This window comes from Pseudomonadota bacterium, assembly GCA_039033415.1.
GTDB lineage: Bacteria > Pseudomonadota > Gammaproteobacteria > Xanthomonadales > SZUA-38 > JANQOZ01.
On record JBCCCR010000004.1, the window covers coordinates 199,478 to 214,543 of the forward strand.

12 protein-coding genes are annotated in these 15,066 nt (G+C 62.2%); 6 read left to right on the top strand and 6 right to left on the bottom strand.

Features of this window, described 5'->3' with window-relative positions:
* Nucleotide 1 precedes the first annotated feature (1 nt).
* Nucleotides 2–826, top strand: a complete 825-nt coding sequence (locus tag AAF358_04770; protein ID MEM7704840.1) for a hypothetical protein — start codon at nucleotides 2–4, stop codon at nucleotides 824–826.
* Between the two features lie 44 nt (nucleotides 827–870).
* Nucleotides 871–1,719, top strand: a complete 849-nt coding sequence (locus tag AAF358_04775) for a hypothetical protein (GenBank protein ID MEM7704841.1) — start codon at nucleotides 871–873, stop codon at nucleotides 1,717–1,719.
* Between the two features lie 102 nt (nucleotides 1,720–1,821).
* Here AAF358_04775 and AAF358_04780 read toward each other — a convergent pair whose 3' ends face one another.
* The 5 genes from AAF358_04780 to AAF358_04800 all read right to left on the bottom strand — a co-directional run bounded on the left by AAF358_04780 (nucleotide 1,822) and on the right by AAF358_04800 (nucleotide 10,206).
* Complete coding sequence (locus tag AAF358_04780) at nucleotides 1,822–2,835, bottom strand: zinc-binding dehydrogenase (protein MEM7704842.1); 1,014 nt, start codon at nucleotides 2,833–2,835, stop codon at nucleotides 1,822–1,824.
* Nucleotides 2,836–2,883: 48 nt separating this feature from the next.
* A complete protein-coding gene (locus tag AAF358_04785; GenBank protein MEM7704843.1) occupies nucleotides 2,884–4,167 on the bottom strand; it encodes a cytosine permease in 1,284 nt (427 codons plus the stop codon).
* The gene (locus tag AAF358_04790) at nucleotides 4,164–5,891 is read right to left on the bottom strand and encodes a hydantoinase B/oxoprolinase family protein (GenBank protein MEM7704844.1); all 1,728 of its coding nucleotides are present in this window, start codon (nucleotides 5,889–5,891) and stop codon (nucleotides 4,164–4,166) included. The genes AAF358_04785 and AAF358_04790 overlap by 4 nt, the downstream gene beginning before the upstream one ends.
* The gene (locus AAF358_04795; protein ID MEM7704845.1) at nucleotides 5,888–7,912 is read right to left on the bottom strand and encodes a hydantoinase/oxoprolinase family protein; all 2,025 of its coding nucleotides are present in this window, start codon (nucleotides 7,910–7,912) and stop codon (nucleotides 5,888–5,890) included. The genes AAF358_04790 and AAF358_04795 overlap by 4 nt, the downstream gene beginning before the upstream one ends.
* An 80-nt stretch (nucleotides 7,913–7,992) precedes the next feature.
* Nucleotides 7,993–10,206: a TonB-dependent receptor gene (locus AAF358_04800; protein ID MEM7704846.1), complete on the bottom strand. Its 2,214-nt coding sequence runs from the start codon at nucleotides 10,204–10,206 to the stop codon at nucleotides 7,993–7,995.
* Nucleotides 10,207–10,384: 178 nt separating this feature from the next.
* Here AAF358_04800 and AAF358_04805 point away from each other — a divergent pair, with 178 nt between their 5' ends.
* The 4 genes from AAF358_04805 (at nucleotide 10,385) to AAF358_04820 (ending at nucleotide 14,031) form a co-directional block, all read left to right on the top strand.
* The gene (locus AAF358_04805; GenBank protein ID MEM7704847.1) at nucleotides 10,385–10,966 is read left to right on the top strand and encodes an XRE family transcriptional regulator; all 582 of its coding nucleotides are present in this window, start codon (nucleotides 10,385–10,387) and stop codon (nucleotides 10,964–10,966) included.
* A 116-nt stretch (nucleotides 10,967–11,082) separates the two neighbouring features.
* The gene (locus AAF358_04810; protein MEM7704848.1) at nucleotides 11,083–11,607 is read left to right on the top strand and encodes a peptidylprolyl isomerase; all 525 of its coding nucleotides are present in this window, start codon (nucleotides 11,083–11,085) and stop codon (nucleotides 11,605–11,607) included.
* A gap of 140 nt (nucleotides 11,608–11,747) precedes the next feature.
* The gene (locus tag AAF358_04815) at nucleotides 11,748–12,374 is read left to right on the top strand and encodes a DUF2306 domain-containing protein (GenBank protein ID MEM7704849.1); all 627 of its coding nucleotides are present in this window, start codon (nucleotides 11,748–11,750) and stop codon (nucleotides 12,372–12,374) included.
* A gap of 133 nt (nucleotides 12,375–12,507) precedes the next feature.
* Nucleotides 12,508–14,031: a YifB family Mg chelatase-like AAA ATPase gene (locus AAF358_04820; protein MEM7704850.1), complete on the top strand. Its 1,524-nt coding sequence runs from the start codon at nucleotides 12,508–12,510 to the stop codon at nucleotides 14,029–14,031.
* Nucleotides 14,032–14,169: 138 nt separating this feature from the next.
* Here the strand turns inward: AAF358_04820 and AAF358_04825 are convergent, their stop codons facing one another.
* Nucleotides 14,170–14,550 carry a hypothetical protein gene (locus tag AAF358_04825; GenBank protein ID MEM7704851.1) on the bottom strand — a complete coding sequence of 127 codons (381 nt, stop codon included), beginning with the start codon at nucleotides 14,548–14,550 and terminating at the stop codon, nucleotides 14,170–14,172.
* Nucleotides 14,551–15,066 lie beyond the last annotated feature (516 nt).

Below are 15,066 nucleotides of genomic sequence, written 5' to 3' on the forward strand. Positions count from 1 at the left end.
CATGAAAAACCTGACTTATATGATTCTAGGCGTATGGCTGCTCAGCAGCAGCCCCGCCGGCGCCGTCGAAAAGACTGACAGCTGGGACCAGGTCTTCCCGGTTTCGGGCAACGCACCTCGGCTGGTAGTCCACAACGTGTGGGGCGACGTTCGGGTCAACGCGAGCTCAGCCGGTGAGATCCGCCTGGCGGTCGCGGAGCGACGATGGGCTCCCACGCAGGCGCTGTTTGAGCGCTCGCTGGAAGTGCTTCCCCTTCTGCTGGAGGCTGACGATAACAGCGTCAGCCTGATGCTGGGCGGCCAGGACCGCTGGCAGCGATCGAACCCTTGCCGCGGGTGCCGAGTCGACCTGGATATCGAGGTATGGGTGCCGGTGGACGCACAAATTGAGGTGCGCACCGTCAATGACGGGCAGGTCCGAGTCGACGGAGTTGAGGGCCTCGTCAGCGCCAGTAACGTCAATGGCCCGGTCTTTGTGAGCGGCGCACGTGACTGCGGACGCGTGAAGTCCATCAACGGCCAGCTTGACCTGACCCTGACCGGGTCGCCAGGCCAGGCCTGTGAGGTCGAGACCATCAACGGTGACATCACGATTGCGCTCCCGACCGGCAGCGGCATGGACCTGGCGGTGGACCTGTTCAACGGCAGCGTGCACAGCGAATTTGAGATTGAGCCGGTGGCGCTGGAGCCCTCGGTCAAGAAGACCCGGGACGGCAAACGCGTTCGCTACAAGATCAACCAGGCAGGGGGGCTGCGCATCGGCGCAGGCGGGCCTGTCTTTTCTGTCAAGTCGCTCAACGGCGACATCGCGATCAAAGAGATTTGACACGCGAACACCAACGATATGGGATTTGAGAAATGGAGAGCACAATGAGTTTAAATAACCAGTATTTACCGCGGAGCGCCGGTTGGCCGGCAGCCCTCTACAGCATGCTGCTGACCCTGCCGCTGCTGGTGGGCGGCCTCGCGCAGGCTCAGGATGTCGAGACGATCAACATTCCGCTCTCGCGGCCGGGCGAACCCGTCTCCATCGACGTGAGCATTTTGTCCGCGCACATCGAGGTGATCGGCGAAGACCGCGAGGACGTGCAGTTCGACGTGTCGGTACTCTCCGGTCAGCGCAGCATCATTACCCCCAGCGGCGCAAAACCCATCAAGACCGGCGGCTATTCGCTGGAGGTGGAAGAGGAAGACAATCGGATTTCGCTGAACTCCGATTGGCGAACCAACCGAGTCCGGGTGACGATCCATACGCCCCATGACGCAAACCTTGAGCTGTCGACCGTCAACGATGGGGTGATCGAAATATCGGACGTCAACGGCGAATTTGAGCTCAGCAACGTCAACGGCCCGATCACGGCGACCAACGTCAGCGGCTCAGTCATCGCCGAATCGGTGAACGAAGACATTCGCATCGAGCTGACCGGGCTGGAATCCGACCACGCGCTGTCGCTGACGTCGGTCAACGGCAACCTCACGGTGGCATTGCCCAATGAAACCGGCGCGGAGTTCCACATCGATACCGCTCGCGGGAACATTTACTCCGACTTTGAGGTTGAGGTCCGGCCGACCAAGCCGATGGTGGACCGCTCGCGCAAAGGCCGCGGCGTCAAGGTGAAGGTGGGTACCGTCATCACCGCACTGGTTAACGGCGGGGGCCCGGTGATTAAGACGAAAACGCTCAACGGCGATATCCAGATCGCAAAATCCGCCGGCTGACCTCTTTAGTTCGGTAAGACAACGTTTTAGACCGCGGCGGCGATTGACGGAACGATCGCCGCCGCGTTGGTTTCTAAAACGTCGGCACGCCCACTAAGGAAGCTAGCCTTCCTCAGCCACCTGCACCATCACCTTGCCGTGCTTCTTCCGCGGCGCCCGCAGATACTCCCAGGCCTGCGGATACTCCGCCATCGGAAACACCCGATCGACGTTAGGTCGAATCGCACCGGATTTCAGCGACTCGTAGACAAAGCTTAGGCCTCGCGCCTGCGAGTCCGGGTCCTGAACGTAATGAAACAGCGAATAAGGTTTGAAGGTGGCGTTGGCCTGATAAAGGTCCATCATCGGCAGCTCGGGCAGCTTTTCGTCGAGCGTGCCGTAAGTAAAAATCTGCGCGTCTTTGGCCAGCGCTTTGCTGTACTGCGCAATCATGCCCGCACCCACCGAGTCGAAGACGGCGTGCACGCCGACGCCGTCGGTGAATTCTTTGATCGCCTCCGGCAGGCCTTCACCTTCCCCAAAATAGGTGTGGCTGGCGCCGCCGGCTCGGAGATAATCGTCGTTGTAGTCGTAGCGCGACGTGCCGATCATCGTGGCGCCCTTCATGCTGCCGATTTCCAGCGCGGCATAGCCGGCGGTGCTGGTGGCAGCCGTCACCAGGATGTTCACGCCGGGGCCCGCCGCCGCCAGTTCGGCGACCGGAAAGTAGGCCGTCATGTACTGCATCCAAATGGAGCCCGCCTCGACGGCGGTTAAGCCTTCCGGCGCCGGCGTCAGGTAATGGGCATTGATGAGCATCGTCGTGGCGCTGCCGCCTTTCATGTCGTAGAAATACGGCAGCGTGCAGTAGCGCGCGCCGGGCTCAATGCCCTCAACCCCCTCGCCTACCGCGTCGACAATCCCAACGGCCTCGCAACCTATCCGGGCAGGGAGCTCGCTGAAATTGAACGAATACCGACCTTGCATCAGATCCATGTCGCCCCAGTTGAGCGCAAACGCCTCAACCCGCAGGCGCACCTCGCCGGGACCCGGATCGGCGGGTTCGCAAGGCCGCAGCTCCAGTCCGGCAATGCCCGCGTATTCGCTGATCACCCATTCTTGGTGGTTCTTAGACATGACCCGGTCCTCCGTAAGGTGGCAAGCGCAGCGAGATCGTGCGCGCTGTTAACTGGCGGGTTTGAGCTGAACCCGCGACGAAATGAAGGTCCCGCACAGGTAAACCAACATTGAAACGGCAATCGAATCGAGCGCCGGCGACCCTGTGGGTGAAGGCCCACCGGAAAAGGTCGAGGCGCCGGCGGCAATGCCGGCGACCCAGCCCAGCATCGGTGGAATTCGAAACAGGGGCAGCCGGCGGCGGGCATCCTCGCTGTGGTCGGAGCGAAACATCAGCGCGTCGGACGCCAGGATGCCGACGATCGGCGGGATCGCGATGCTCAGCAGCACGAGGTAGTCGGTGAGGAAGGCTTCCACGTGCACGAGCGCCAGTCCGGTACCGGCAACACCGATCGCCAGCACCACCGGCGCAAAGCCTGAGCGCGGAAAGATGGTCGTAAAGGACAACGCCGCGGAATAGACGCACAGCACGTTCGATGACCACGCGGCGAGCCCCAGCAGCGCAAATGCCGGCACGCCGATCCCCAGCGACGCCATGACCTTAAACAGGTCGCTCTCTCCGGCCGCAACGCTCGGGATCGCGGTGCACAGCAGCACCAGCGGAAAAGAAATCCCCAGCGCAAAGAACGCTGATATCAAAGCCGCCTTCCGGCTGGGCGCAAAGCGCGCGTAGTCGGGCTGGATTGCCACGCCGGCGATGTAGCTGCCGATCACCGCGGAGACCGCGGTGGCCAGGTTCATATCCGAGGTGCTCGGCAGCAGCGATCCACTGCTGAGCTGCTCGCGCGACAGCCAGGCTGCAAGGAGAAGGAACGCAAACATCAGCGGCACCAGCGCCAGCGCCAGCCGATCCAACCCTTTGAAGCCCGCAATGGTAACCCCGACGATCAGGACACCGCCCACAATCACCAGCGCACTGAACGGCACGCTGACGCCAAATACGCTTTCGGCCAGACCCTGAGCGGCGATGGCGAAGATGCTGGAGATCACCCCGAACCAGCCGACCAGCGACAGCGCGATGGCCAGACTTGCGGCCCGCCCGCCGATACGGCCGAAGGCAAACTGTCCGAGCATATGGGCGGAGAGCCCCGACTTCTGCCCGGCCGCCCCGGTGGCGGCACCGAGGAGCCCCAGCACAAAACAGCCGAGGACAAACGCGATAGCGGCTTGTCTGAGACCTAGGGACGAGCCGATCTGAGCGGCCATCAGAAAACCGGGAATGGAGATGGTGCCGCCGATCACCACCAGCGCAATGTGCCACCCGCTGTAGGTGGCGTCGCGCGGCACCTGGCTTAGGGTGAACTCACCGCTCTGGCCAGGCGCGCTGCTCACGCGCTAGCGGCGCGAGCGGCTTCGGTGGCCTGCGCGTCGACGCTGCCGTCGTCACCCAGCACTACACGGTACTGCTCACGAGCCGCATCTCGGGTTACCAGACCATCCAGCACATCTGCCCGCACCTGCTCCGGCGCTCGCTCCATCGCTGGGCCGAAGCCACCGCCACCGCCCGTTCTTGAACGGATGATGGTGCCCGCCGCTACCGGCTTGGCGTTCACCTTGAGGTAGGTTTCGGTGTCTTCACCGGGCACGTCGACTTCCACTCGCGGCGGCCGGGCGTCACCACCGTCGAACAGCCCCCAGGCCGGCGTCACGGCGCGCTCAAACCAGAGATAAAGCACGGAATCGGCCAGCACCTCGTATTCACGATAGGTGCCGTTGCCGCCGCGATACCGGCCGGCGCCGCCGGAGTCTTCGCGGATGTTGTAGCGCCGGATCCGCAGCGGATACTTGCGTTCAAACACTTCGATCGGCAGGTCTTTGAAGCTTCCGTTAACGTTGTTGATCAGCGAGTTGGCCCCGTCACCGCCGTCGAAGGCACCCCAGCCTCCAGTGGTCGGCTCGATCATCAGGTAAGGCTGGTCGCCGTTGCGCGGATCGGTGCCGGCAATGGTGATCACCATCGAGTCGCCGTAGTGCGCCCCCGCAACGCGCCCCGGCATCGCCGGCGCCAGCGCCTTAATCACGAGATCAATCAGCAGCCCGAGCGGCGTGAAGTACCAGCCACAGGCCGCCGGTTCTTTCGCGTTGAACACGCTGGAATCGGGTGCACTCACCTCGAGAGGCTTAAACGAGCCGCCGTTGGGTGATACGTCGGGGCTTACCAGCAGCTTGTAGGCCACGCGGACGGCGGCGATAGTCTGGGTCAGCCCGCAGTTGATCGGACCGCGGGCCTGCGGGCTGGAGCCCGCGAGGTCGAGACGCATGCTGTCGCCGGCCACATCAATTTTGAGCTTCACCGGGACCGGACCGTTGCCGAGGCCATCGTCGTCCAGCGCACCTTCCGCGACGTAGCTGCCGTCAGGAATCTCGCCGACAGCCTGCCGCTCGCGGGTTTCGGTCTGACGGAAGATCTCGTCGCGCGCCGCGCGAATGGTCTCCACGCCAAAGCGGTCAAAGAGCGACTTGAGGCGCCGCTCGCCGGTGCGCCCGGCGGCGATCTGCGCGTTGAGGTCGCCGATCAGCGCGTCCCCAAAGCGGCTGTTGCGCCGCAGCAGATCGATCACGTCATCGCGGGCGACGCCACCGTCGTATAGCCGGGTGGGCCCCCAGCGCGTACCTTCCTGATAGATCTCGTGCGAGTCCACCGGGGTGCCGGGGTCTTTGGCGCCGACGTCCAGCCAGTGGGCTCGCGAGGCGGCGAAGCCGATACGCTGGTCATTGTGGAAGATCGGCATAATCACCGTGGAGTCGTTCAGGTGTGTGCCGGTCATGTAAGAGTCGTTCATGTAGAACACGTCGCCGGGCTTGAAGTAGTCCCAGCCGTGCTGCTCGGCGATGAGCTTGACGCAGATCTCCAGGTTGCCGAGGAATAGCGGGAGGCCCAGCGACTGGCCGAGCACCTCTCCCTGATCGTCGATCAGCGCTACCGAGCAGTCTTTGCCTTCGTAGATCACTGGCGTAAACGCGCTGCGGATGAGCGTCGCGTTCATGTCGTTGGCGATCGCGATAAACGCGTTGCGGATAATTTCCGTGGTGACCGGATCGACTTGCGTGCTCATTGGCTGTCCTCCCGAGTGATCAGAATATTGCCGATGTCATCAACGCGCGCCACCCAGCCGGGCGGGACCACCGTCGTCGCACTTTTCTCTTCGATGATCGCCGGGCCCGCCAGGCTGTGACTGCTCGTGAGTTTGAGCCGATCGTAGACCGGCGTCGGCAGTTCCTGACCGCCATAGATGGCCTGACGCTCTCCCAGCACCGGGTCGGCCTCCGCGCCACCCTGGCCGGGCTCCTCAAAGTCGGATCGCACCAGCGCGCCAAAAGCCGCCAGGCGGAGGTTCACGAACTCCACCGGCGCACCGGGCGAGCCATGGCCGTAGCGTCGCTCGTGGCTTTCATGAAACGCCGCGACGATGTCATCCACCTGGCTGCCGGCGGGCAGCGCCACGTTAATCGAGTACTCCTGGCCGATGTAGCGCATGTCGGCTGATCGCTCAAAGGATAGCGCTTCGTCAGCAACCCCCTGAGCTCGCAGCGCCTCGGCGCCCTCTTTCTCCAGGCCCTGGTAGTGGCTCTCCAGGTCCGCCAGATCCACTGACTGCGTGGGGCTGTAGTAGGCGCAGGTCTGGTCGCTGCGCAGATCGGTCTGCAGCATGCCCCAGGCCGAAAAAGTGCCGGGGAAGTTCGGCACCACCACCTCCCCGATGTCGAGCTCCTGGGCCAGGAACACGGCGGCCATCGGCCCGGCGCCACCAAAGGCCACGAGGCTGAAATCTCTGGGGTCGAGGCCCTGGCTTACCGTGATGGTGCGCATGGCGTCAGCCATCGCGGCGTTGGAGATCGCGAGGATTCCCTCCGCCAGCGCCGTGGGCGTCATGCCTGCTCGCTCGGCCAGTGAATTGATGGCGGTGGTGGCGGCATCCAAGTCCAGCGTCATGTCGCCGCCCAGCAGGGAAGCCACGCCCAGGCGGCCCAGAAAAACGTTGGCGTCGGTGACGGTCGGCTCCGTGCCGCCGCGGCCGTAGCACGCCGGGCCGGGCTGGGAGCCGGCGCTGTGGGGTCCTACCCGAAGGCCTTCTCCCTCCATCCAGGCGATCGAACCGCCGCCGGTGCCGATGGTCTGGATATCCAGGATCGACATCAGCAGCGGCAGCCCTTCGAGTTCCGTTTCGGTTGTGGCGGTGCCCGAGCCGTCGATGACCAGCGAGAGGTCGAACGACGTGCCGCCCATGTCGACGCAGAGCAGGTTATTGCGGCCCATCGCTTTGGCGAGGGAAACCCCGCCAACGGTTCCGCCCACCGGGCCGGAGAGCAGCGTGAACACCGGCTTATCGCGCGCGGCCTCCGCGGTGGCCACGCCGCCGCTGGACTGCATTACGTGCACCGTTGCGCCCATCCCTAGGTCGGAAAACTGCTGTTCGAGGCTAGACAGGTAACGCTGGACGACCGGCGCCACGTAGGCATTCATCACCGCCGTGGAAGCCCGCTCATATTCACGCCATTCGGGCGCCACGGTGTGTGACAGCGTGATTGATACTCCGGGCAGTGCCTCGCTCAGGATCTTGCCCGCCTCCAGCTCGTGCTGCGGGTGGGCATACGAGTGTAGGAAGCACACCGCCACCGAGGCGATCCGTTCGCTCTTCACCTTGTCGACAACCGCCTTTAGGTCGTCGTGGTTAAGCGGCTCCAGCTCTTCGCCATCCCAGGCCAGACGGCCTCCAATTTCGTGGACATCGCGGCGGGCGACCAGCTGTTCAGGCTTACGATACTGCAGATCGTAGAGGGTCTGCCGATTGCCGCGCGCAATCGAGTAGCTGTCCCCGCTGCCGGCGGTCATCAGCAGCAGCACGCGCTCACCGCGCCGCTCCAGAAACGCGTTTAGCCCCACCGTGGTGCCATGCACAAAGAAGTTGATTTCAGATGCGTTGGGGATGAGCTGCTGCACTCCCTCGATCACGCCGCGAGCCGGATTGTCCGGCGTGGTGGCCACCTTGCCGACGAACGTGGGGCCATCGGCAGGGTCGACGACCAGATCGGTAAAGGTGCCGCCGATGTCGGCGGATACGCGAAACTCAGACATGGTTGCTCCTGCGGGGCGCTAGGGGAGTCGGTATAACATTTGGGCGGCCAAATCGTTGGCCGCCCAAGCGGTTGAGTTAATCAAAAGAAGTCGTAGCGAAGCTGGACGCGCCAGATCCGGCCGGGCGCCGCCGCGGAGAAACCGCCCGCGACCCACTCCGAGTTGAACTCCTCGTCCAGCGCGTTTTCGATATCCGCTGACAGGAGCCAATCCTGATGCTGCAGTCCGAGACGGACGTTCAGGAAGTCCAGCGCTGAACGAGCGGTGGAGTTGTTGACGTCCCAGAATTGGCTGCCGCGACGCTCGTAGTCGAGCCGGACATAGGGCGTAGCCTCAAACAGGCTGTTCGCCAGCTCGTAGCGGATGCCTGCGTTGAAGGTGTTGTCCGCGATGTAGGGGGCTTCGTTGCCCACCGCCGTCGGGTCGACCGCATAGGCCTCGATTTCGCTGTTGGTGTAACCGATGGCTGCATAGGCGTCGAGCTGTTCGGTCGCCCGATACACCATCTCCAGCTCCCCGCCCCACAGCGACACGTCGTCGATGTTGGTCAGGATCTGGGCGCTGATGGCGCCGATGAAAGAGAAGAACTGCTGGCCTTCCACGTCGGTGGTGAAAACCGCTGCGCCGAGTCGCAGCCGATCGTCCAGGAATTGGCCTTTAAAGCCGACTTCGAACGACTCGGAGTCCTCCTGATCGGCGACGTCAGACACGCCGATAATGCCGGCGCCTGCTGCAACCTGCGCGATGCCGTTCTGGTTGAACTGGCCGCTGCGGAAGCCTTCGCCGTAGGTGGCGTACCAGTTCTGGTTCGGCGTCGGCTGGTAGCGCAGCGTGACCTTGGGCTGGAGCTTGTCGAAGCTCTCTTCGTTACGCGCGCCGGGCTGGCCTGCCGGGAACTGCAGCGGCGAAACAAACTGGACGCGCTCCTCGTCGTCGTAGCGCAACGCCACCGAAAATTCGACCTGATCGGTGATGTCATAGGCCAGTGAGCCAAAGAATGCGGTCGCCGTGTTCTCATTGTCATCCGCCAATAGCGAGGTGGTCGGGTTCAGCGCGTTGGTCAGCGGTTCACGCTCGACTCGCAGGATGCCGTTGCCCGTATCGATGCCGGTGGAGAGGGACACAAAACGCTCCCAGTCCAGGTAGTAGGCACCGACCTCCCAGCGCAGGCGCTGGTCGGACGGTGAGGCAAAGCGGAACTCCTGGCTCCAGGCCTCCAGGTCAAAGTAACCGGTCTGGGTGCCGTCAAAGCCGAACAGCTCCGGGGCGCTGCGCGCGTTGGTGTACGGGAACTGATCGGAGTCGGCAAACTCTTCGATGGTGGTGTAGGAGGTGGTGGAGGTAAACGTGCCGTAAGCCGTTTCCCAATCGATCTTGGCCGCAAAGTCGTCGGTATCACGGGCGCCGATGTCCGGGTTGTTTGAAATGATCGGCAAAACGTTATCCGCATCGACGGGGCCCGTGTCGGTACCGAAGCCGGTGGCCGTGATGCCGTCAGCCCCAATGTTCACCCCCTGAAACTGAAAGCCAATGCCGCGGCCGTCATGGCGCGCAAAGTTGGCGCGCAGATCGACGCTCAGGTTGTCGGTCGGCTCCCAGATGACCCGGGCCCGCACGGCAAGATCCTCAAACGGATCGTCCTCCGTGCCGCGAGTTAGGTTGTCGAGATAGCCATCGCGATCGATGTAGTTGACCGAAAGCCGCCCATAGAGCTCGTCTTCGATCAGCGCACCGCCGATGGCGCCGCCGACACGAAATTCGTTGCCGTCACCATAGCCGAGGTTGATGTAACCGTCGGTCTCGTTGGTGGGCCGCTGGGTGTTGATGATGATGGCACCGCCGGTGGCGTTCCGGCCGTAGATGGCGCCCTGCGGGCCTTTGACGACCTCGATACTCTGAATATCGAAGATCTCCTGGCGGAACTGGATACCGCTGAATTGCAGAACGCCGTCGACCAGGGTGGCCACCGGGGCTTCACCGTTACGAACCTGGGTTAGGCCCCGAATGGTCAGGAAGGAGGTGCCGATGCCCTGAGACGTGGCGAGCGTCACGTTGGGCGTGAACTGAATGAAATCCTCGACCCGCTCGATGCCGGCGTCGACGACATCGCGGCCGGAAAAGACGTTGACCGCTACCGGTGCGTCAAGCACCGACTCTTCGCGCCGGCGGGCCGTCACAACGATCTCCTCGAGGTCGTCATTCTGGGCGGAGTTGCTTTGACTCATGACCGGCGGTGCCGTAAATGCGGCCAGGCCGCCGATCAGAAAAGGGGTTAGCACGCGTCGCACGGTCATCTCATCCTCCAGGCCCAAAGTGGCCAATCGATAACTGGTTGGGTCAGCCGGGACGCCCGCGGTTATGCTGGCAATACCCGCACCCGCACTATACTAAAAATTTTTACTCTGGCAAAAAAGATTTGATAAGCTCAAAAAATCGGGTATATCAAAGTCCTTCGGAGGGCCAATAACAGCCGTGTCACAACCCAAGCCAAGCGCCGATTCTCTTAAGCGATCTTTGGGCAGCCTGCTAAAAGCTAGGCGCAAAGCCATGAAGCTGACGCTGCAGGAGCTGGCAGAGCGCGCAGAGCTGTCGCCAGCGTTTATCTCTCAGGCGGAGCGGGGCAAGGCGACACCGTCGATTGTGTCGCTGGTGAATCTCGCTCGGGCGCTCGAGACCGACATCCACTATTTTTTGACGCCGCCGCCGGCCGCCAGCCTGGTGCATCGCGGCGACGATCCGGTCTACCTGGAGCTGAACTCACCGGTTACCTATGCGCGGATCGACAGCGACATCCGTAATCAGCAGATGAATGCGCTGCTCATGGAGATTCCGTCCGGCATCTCCCTGCCGGTGGTGCACCGCGAAGTCGGGGAAGACTTCTTCTACGTGTTGGAGGGCACCGTGGACACCACCATTGGGGAGAAAGAGTTCACGCTGGGCCCGGGAGACAGCGTGCATATCAATACCCAGCTCGATCACAGCATCGTTAATCGCGGTGAGACGACGGCCCGACTGATCTGGGTTGGAACACCGCCGATCCTTCCCTCCAGCTGAGGCTGCATGGTCGCTCGGGTCCAGTTGCGCCAAACGCCCGCGAGTGATTTGGCGGCCGGGCTTCGCGCCTCTTTGAGCCAAGCAGCTGGGGGCACGTCTTGACCCAGGCTAATGGCTTGCAGGTAACTACCGGCAGCGGCGAATTCCGGGTTCAGCTGGAAGCTGAACGCGCGCCAAAAACCTGCCGCTACTTCGCTGAGCTTGCCGCCGCGGGCCGCCTGGATGGCAGCAGCGTGTTCCGGGTGGTCACGCCCGACAACGAGCCTGAGGAACACAACGGTATCAGCGTGGTGCAGCTGGGGCTGTGGTCCGAAGACCAGCCGGAGCGGGTACTCGTTCCACACGAGAGTACGGAAATGACCGGGCTCGAACATCGCCAGTGGACGGTGTCAGCGGCGCGGTTCGAGGTGGGCGAGCTGTACGGCAGTTTCTTTGTCTGCATGCGCGACGAGCCCTGCCTCGACCACGGCGGCACTCGCAACCCGGACGAAGCGGGTTTTGCCGCCTTTGGTCGCGTGGTGGACGGCCACGAAACACTTCACGCGCTATACCGTCAAGCGGAGCCCGCCGCGATGCTCACAAGTCCGATCCCGGTTCACAGCGTTCAGCCGCTGTTGATCTCCTGCAAGCATCCCGATTGATTACTAACTGTATCGACTGAGGCCCTTACGGCGTGCGGTCGTTGAGGTTTAAGGCGTTTAAGGTGCAATAGGACCGCCTGTCGGAGGCATACGCTCGCTGATGACGCCGCCGGCCGGTTACGCTTCGGAGGGAAATCGATATGGCCCGCCTCAAAACCTTGCTGCTCGCGTTCCTGTTTCTGACCGGAGCCTGGTACCTGGTCGGTGAACTGATCTTTGCGGCATCGCGAGACCGCGGAGAACTGAGTACCGTCGAGATAACATTCCGGTTCAGCCACGTGCTGTTCACCTTGCCCCTGCTGCTGCTGCCGATCGTTCAGTTCTCCCAAGGACTGCGAAGCCGCAGGCCCGCCCTTCACCGTGGACTCGGCCGGCTGTATCTGGTCTCAGCAATCCTTGCCTCGATCGGCGCTCTGTATCTGGGACTAACGTTCGAGGAAACCGGCCGGCGCCCTCCCCTCGTGGTCTTCGCTGCGCTGTGGCTGTTGTTCAGCCTGGCTGCCTGGATCTGCGCCCGGCGCCGAGCCTATGCCGCCCATGCCAACTTTGTGTTGCGCAGCTACGGGGTGGCGCTGGCGTTTGTTCTGGTGCGGGTGCTCAATGGCTTCGAATCCGAGCTGTTTGGTTTTATAGAGAACGATGAGGTTCGCAACGTCACGCGCGAATGGCTGGCGTTTGTTGTGCCGCTGGTGGTGATCGAGCTTGGCATCAGCTGGCTGCCGGCGCTGCCGCGTCGGAAGGGCGCTTCGGCTCCGGCCACCCCCTAGCTTCCCGAAGTTAGACCTGGCCATCCCCGGCAAGGATGAGCGGACATTGGCTACACCTCGAGGGTACTGTTTCCGACTGTGCGAGCCTGCTGCGCCGGCTATGCTCATCGGCCATTTCCCATGCGACCCGCTTATGGAACTCGCCACCGTTTTTTGCCGTGCCGAAGTAGGCATCGATGCACCGCTGGTGCGGGTGGAAGTGCACAGCGGCAACGGGCTGCCGAAGGTCACCATCGTAGGGCTGGCCCAGACGGCCGTGAAGGAAAGCCGGGACCGGGTGCAGGCGGCACTGGAGAACTCCGGTTTCCTGTTTCCCAGGACGCGGCTGACGATCAACCTCGCACCCGCTGATTTGCCAAAGGCAGGCGGGCGCTACGATCTGGCGATCGCCGTCGGCGTATTGCTCGTATCGGACCAGCTCCCAGCGGACCGGGTCGCTGACCACGAGTTTCTGGGTGAGCTGGGGCTGGATGGGTCGCTGCGCGGGATTCGGGGTGGCTTGCCGGTCAGCCTGGCTGCCAGCCGCGCCAAGCGAACGCTCATCATCGCCGAGGCAAACGCTCAGGAAGCTGCCCTGGTTTCGGACTCGCAGGTTCGTGAGGCATCCCACCTGCTGGAAGTCTGCGCGCACCTGTGCGGCACGCAGCCGCTGAGCGAACCTGATCCGCAGGCGCTTGGGCCTCGGGCGGTTCCCGATCTGGCGGACGTGCGCGGCCAGCGCCAGGCCCGCCGTGCGTTGGAGGTGGCCGCTGCAGGCGGCCACAACCTGCTGTTTTATGGTCCGCCTGGCACGGGCAAAACCATGCTCGCCTCGCGCCTGCCGGGTGTGCTTCCCGAGCTCAGCGAAAGCCAGGCGCTCGAGAGCGCTTCGGTGGCCTCAGTCAGCCATCGCGGTCTGAACCCGAAGGAGTTTCGCTGCCGTCCGTTCCGGTCACCACACCACAGCGCTTCAGCCGCAGCGCTGGTCGGCGGCGGCACTCCGCCAACGCCCGGCGAAATCTCGTTGGCGCACAACGGCATATTGTTTCTCGACGAGCTGCCGGAATTCACGCGCCACGTGCTGGAGATGCTCCGAGAGCCGCTAGAAAGCGGCGCCATCACCCTGTCGCGCGCCGGGTACCAGGTGACCTTTCCGGCACGGTTCCAGTTCGTCGCCGCGATGAACCCCTGCAAGTGCGGCTATTACGGCGTGGATAGCCGGTGCCAGTGCGGGCCGGCAGAGGTCCGACGCTACCGCCAGCGCATCTCAGGCCCGCTGCTCGATCGCATAGATATGCATGTGCTGATGCCGCGGGTCACGCTGAGAGAGCTAAATAAGGCACCCGGAGGGGAAGCGTCAGAAACGGTTAAAGAAAGAGTGGCCGCCGGGCAAATTATGCAACACGAACGCCAGCAGCAACTGAATGCGCAGCTGAGTGGAGGCGCGCTCGATCAATTTGCACCACTCGACAAACGCACAAAAGCCATGCTCGAAAACGTTGCTGATCAGTTGGGCTTGTCGACCAGGGCCTGCCACAGGGTTCAGCGCGTTGCCCGCACCATTGCTGACCTTGCAGGGCAGCGCGAGATCTCAATTCAACATCTCAGCGAGGCCGTTCAATACCGGCAACTAGATCGGCTCTCTATCGACCAGGCTGCAAACATTGCCAAATCTTAGCTCTCACGAGGGCACTGGAATTCGTAACCCCACGCTGACTCGACCTGACACTGCTCTTCTCTAATCCTTGAACCCAAGAGTTCGATTGGTCTTAGACCCTAAGATTCCAGTTTCCTGTTCGTCTAGCATTTTCTATTCTTATGGCCGGAAAAGGAACCTGGTTTCTTCTTGGAAATCCTCAAACTGAATCTCTAGACCGTTGTCAAACGTCACAGCGAATGCTCCGTTGGCCATCTTTGCCTCGCCAATCGTCAGGCCGAGCAAACCTAGCTCTGAAGCCAGATCGCGATACTCTTCACCGGTCTCTAGGTCATCCTCACGGCCTGGCTCGCTAACACTTTCTAGAAATAGAACACCACAGTCGATGAAGACTCGAAGCCATAGACTATCTACAGATAAATACAACACATGAACGGTATCCTGGGTAGATCCTCGTACCGCCAAGAGGTTGTTGCAGACCATCCCAGTGATCTCATGGATCTCCGTTTCACTGTGTTGTCGGCTTATGCTCTCGTACATAGCTCAGAGCCCTTTGGGTGCCATACCGAAGACACCGCCATTTACGCATCTAAGAACGCCCAAGAACATACGGGGTCAGGTTGCGGCAAAAGGGGGTCAGGTTAACTTTCCTACAGGAGTTAGCATCAACACCTATTCATCGACCGAGACCGGCGCGCGTAGAATTCTTCGCGTGGCCAGATTACCCCGACTAGAGTGCCGGGCATTCCCCAACACATCGTGCAGCGAGGCGTAGACCGCGCCATCTGCTTCGGCGATGACATTGACCGAGAGTTTTACCTGGCATCACTTTCTGTGCAGACGCCGAGGCGTTTAGCGACCTCTTTCTGGAAATCTCCTCGTCGGACTCGCACGAATCTTAGATGATCGCCTAGCGTTACTGGCTGGCGGGAATGGCCCAAATGGGCGCGTAAGTGATTGAATCGTATAGGTGGCAACAAGGCAATGAAACCATGCGCCAGGGTGGACGGTTAGAATTGAAACGCTAGAGGGTTTTCGACACAACCATTGTCAGAA

Bases quoted from the DNA above. Each gene is read 5' to 3' on its own strand.
- AAF358_04770 (MEM7704840.1), top strand. From the start codon at position 2: ATGAAAAACCTGACTTATATGATTCTAGGCGTATGGCTGCTCAGCAGC.
- AAF358_04775 (MEM7704841.1), top strand. From the start codon at position 871: ATGAGTTTAAATAACCAGTATTTACCGCGGAGCGCCGGTTGGCCGGCA.
- AAF358_04780 (MEM7704842.1), bottom strand. From the start codon at position 2,835: ATGTCTAAGAACCACCAAGAATGGGTGATCAGCGAATACGCGGGCATT.
- AAF358_04790 (MEM7704844.1), bottom strand. From the start codon at position 5,891: ATGAGCACGCAAGTCGATCCGGTCACCACGGAAATTATCCGCAACGCG.
- AAF358_04795 (MEM7704845.1), bottom strand. From the start codon at position 7,912: ATGTCTGAGTTTCGCGTATCCGCCGACATCGGCGGCACCTTTACCGAT.
- AAF358_04800 (MEM7704846.1), bottom strand. From the start codon at position 10,206: ATGACCGTGCGACGCGTGCTAACCCCTTTTCTGATCGGCGGCCTGGCC.
- AAF358_04815 (MEM7704849.1), top strand. From the start codon at position 11,748: ATGGCCCGCCTCAAAACCTTGCTGCTCGCGTTCCTGTTTCTGACCGGA.
- AAF358_04820 (MEM7704850.1), top strand. From the start codon at position 12,508: ATGGAACTCGCCACCGTTTTTTGCCGTGCCGAAGTAGGCATCGATGCA.
- AAF358_04825 (MEM7704851.1), bottom strand. From the start codon at position 14,550: ATGTACGAGAGCATAAGCCGACAACACAGTGAAACGGAGATCCATGAG.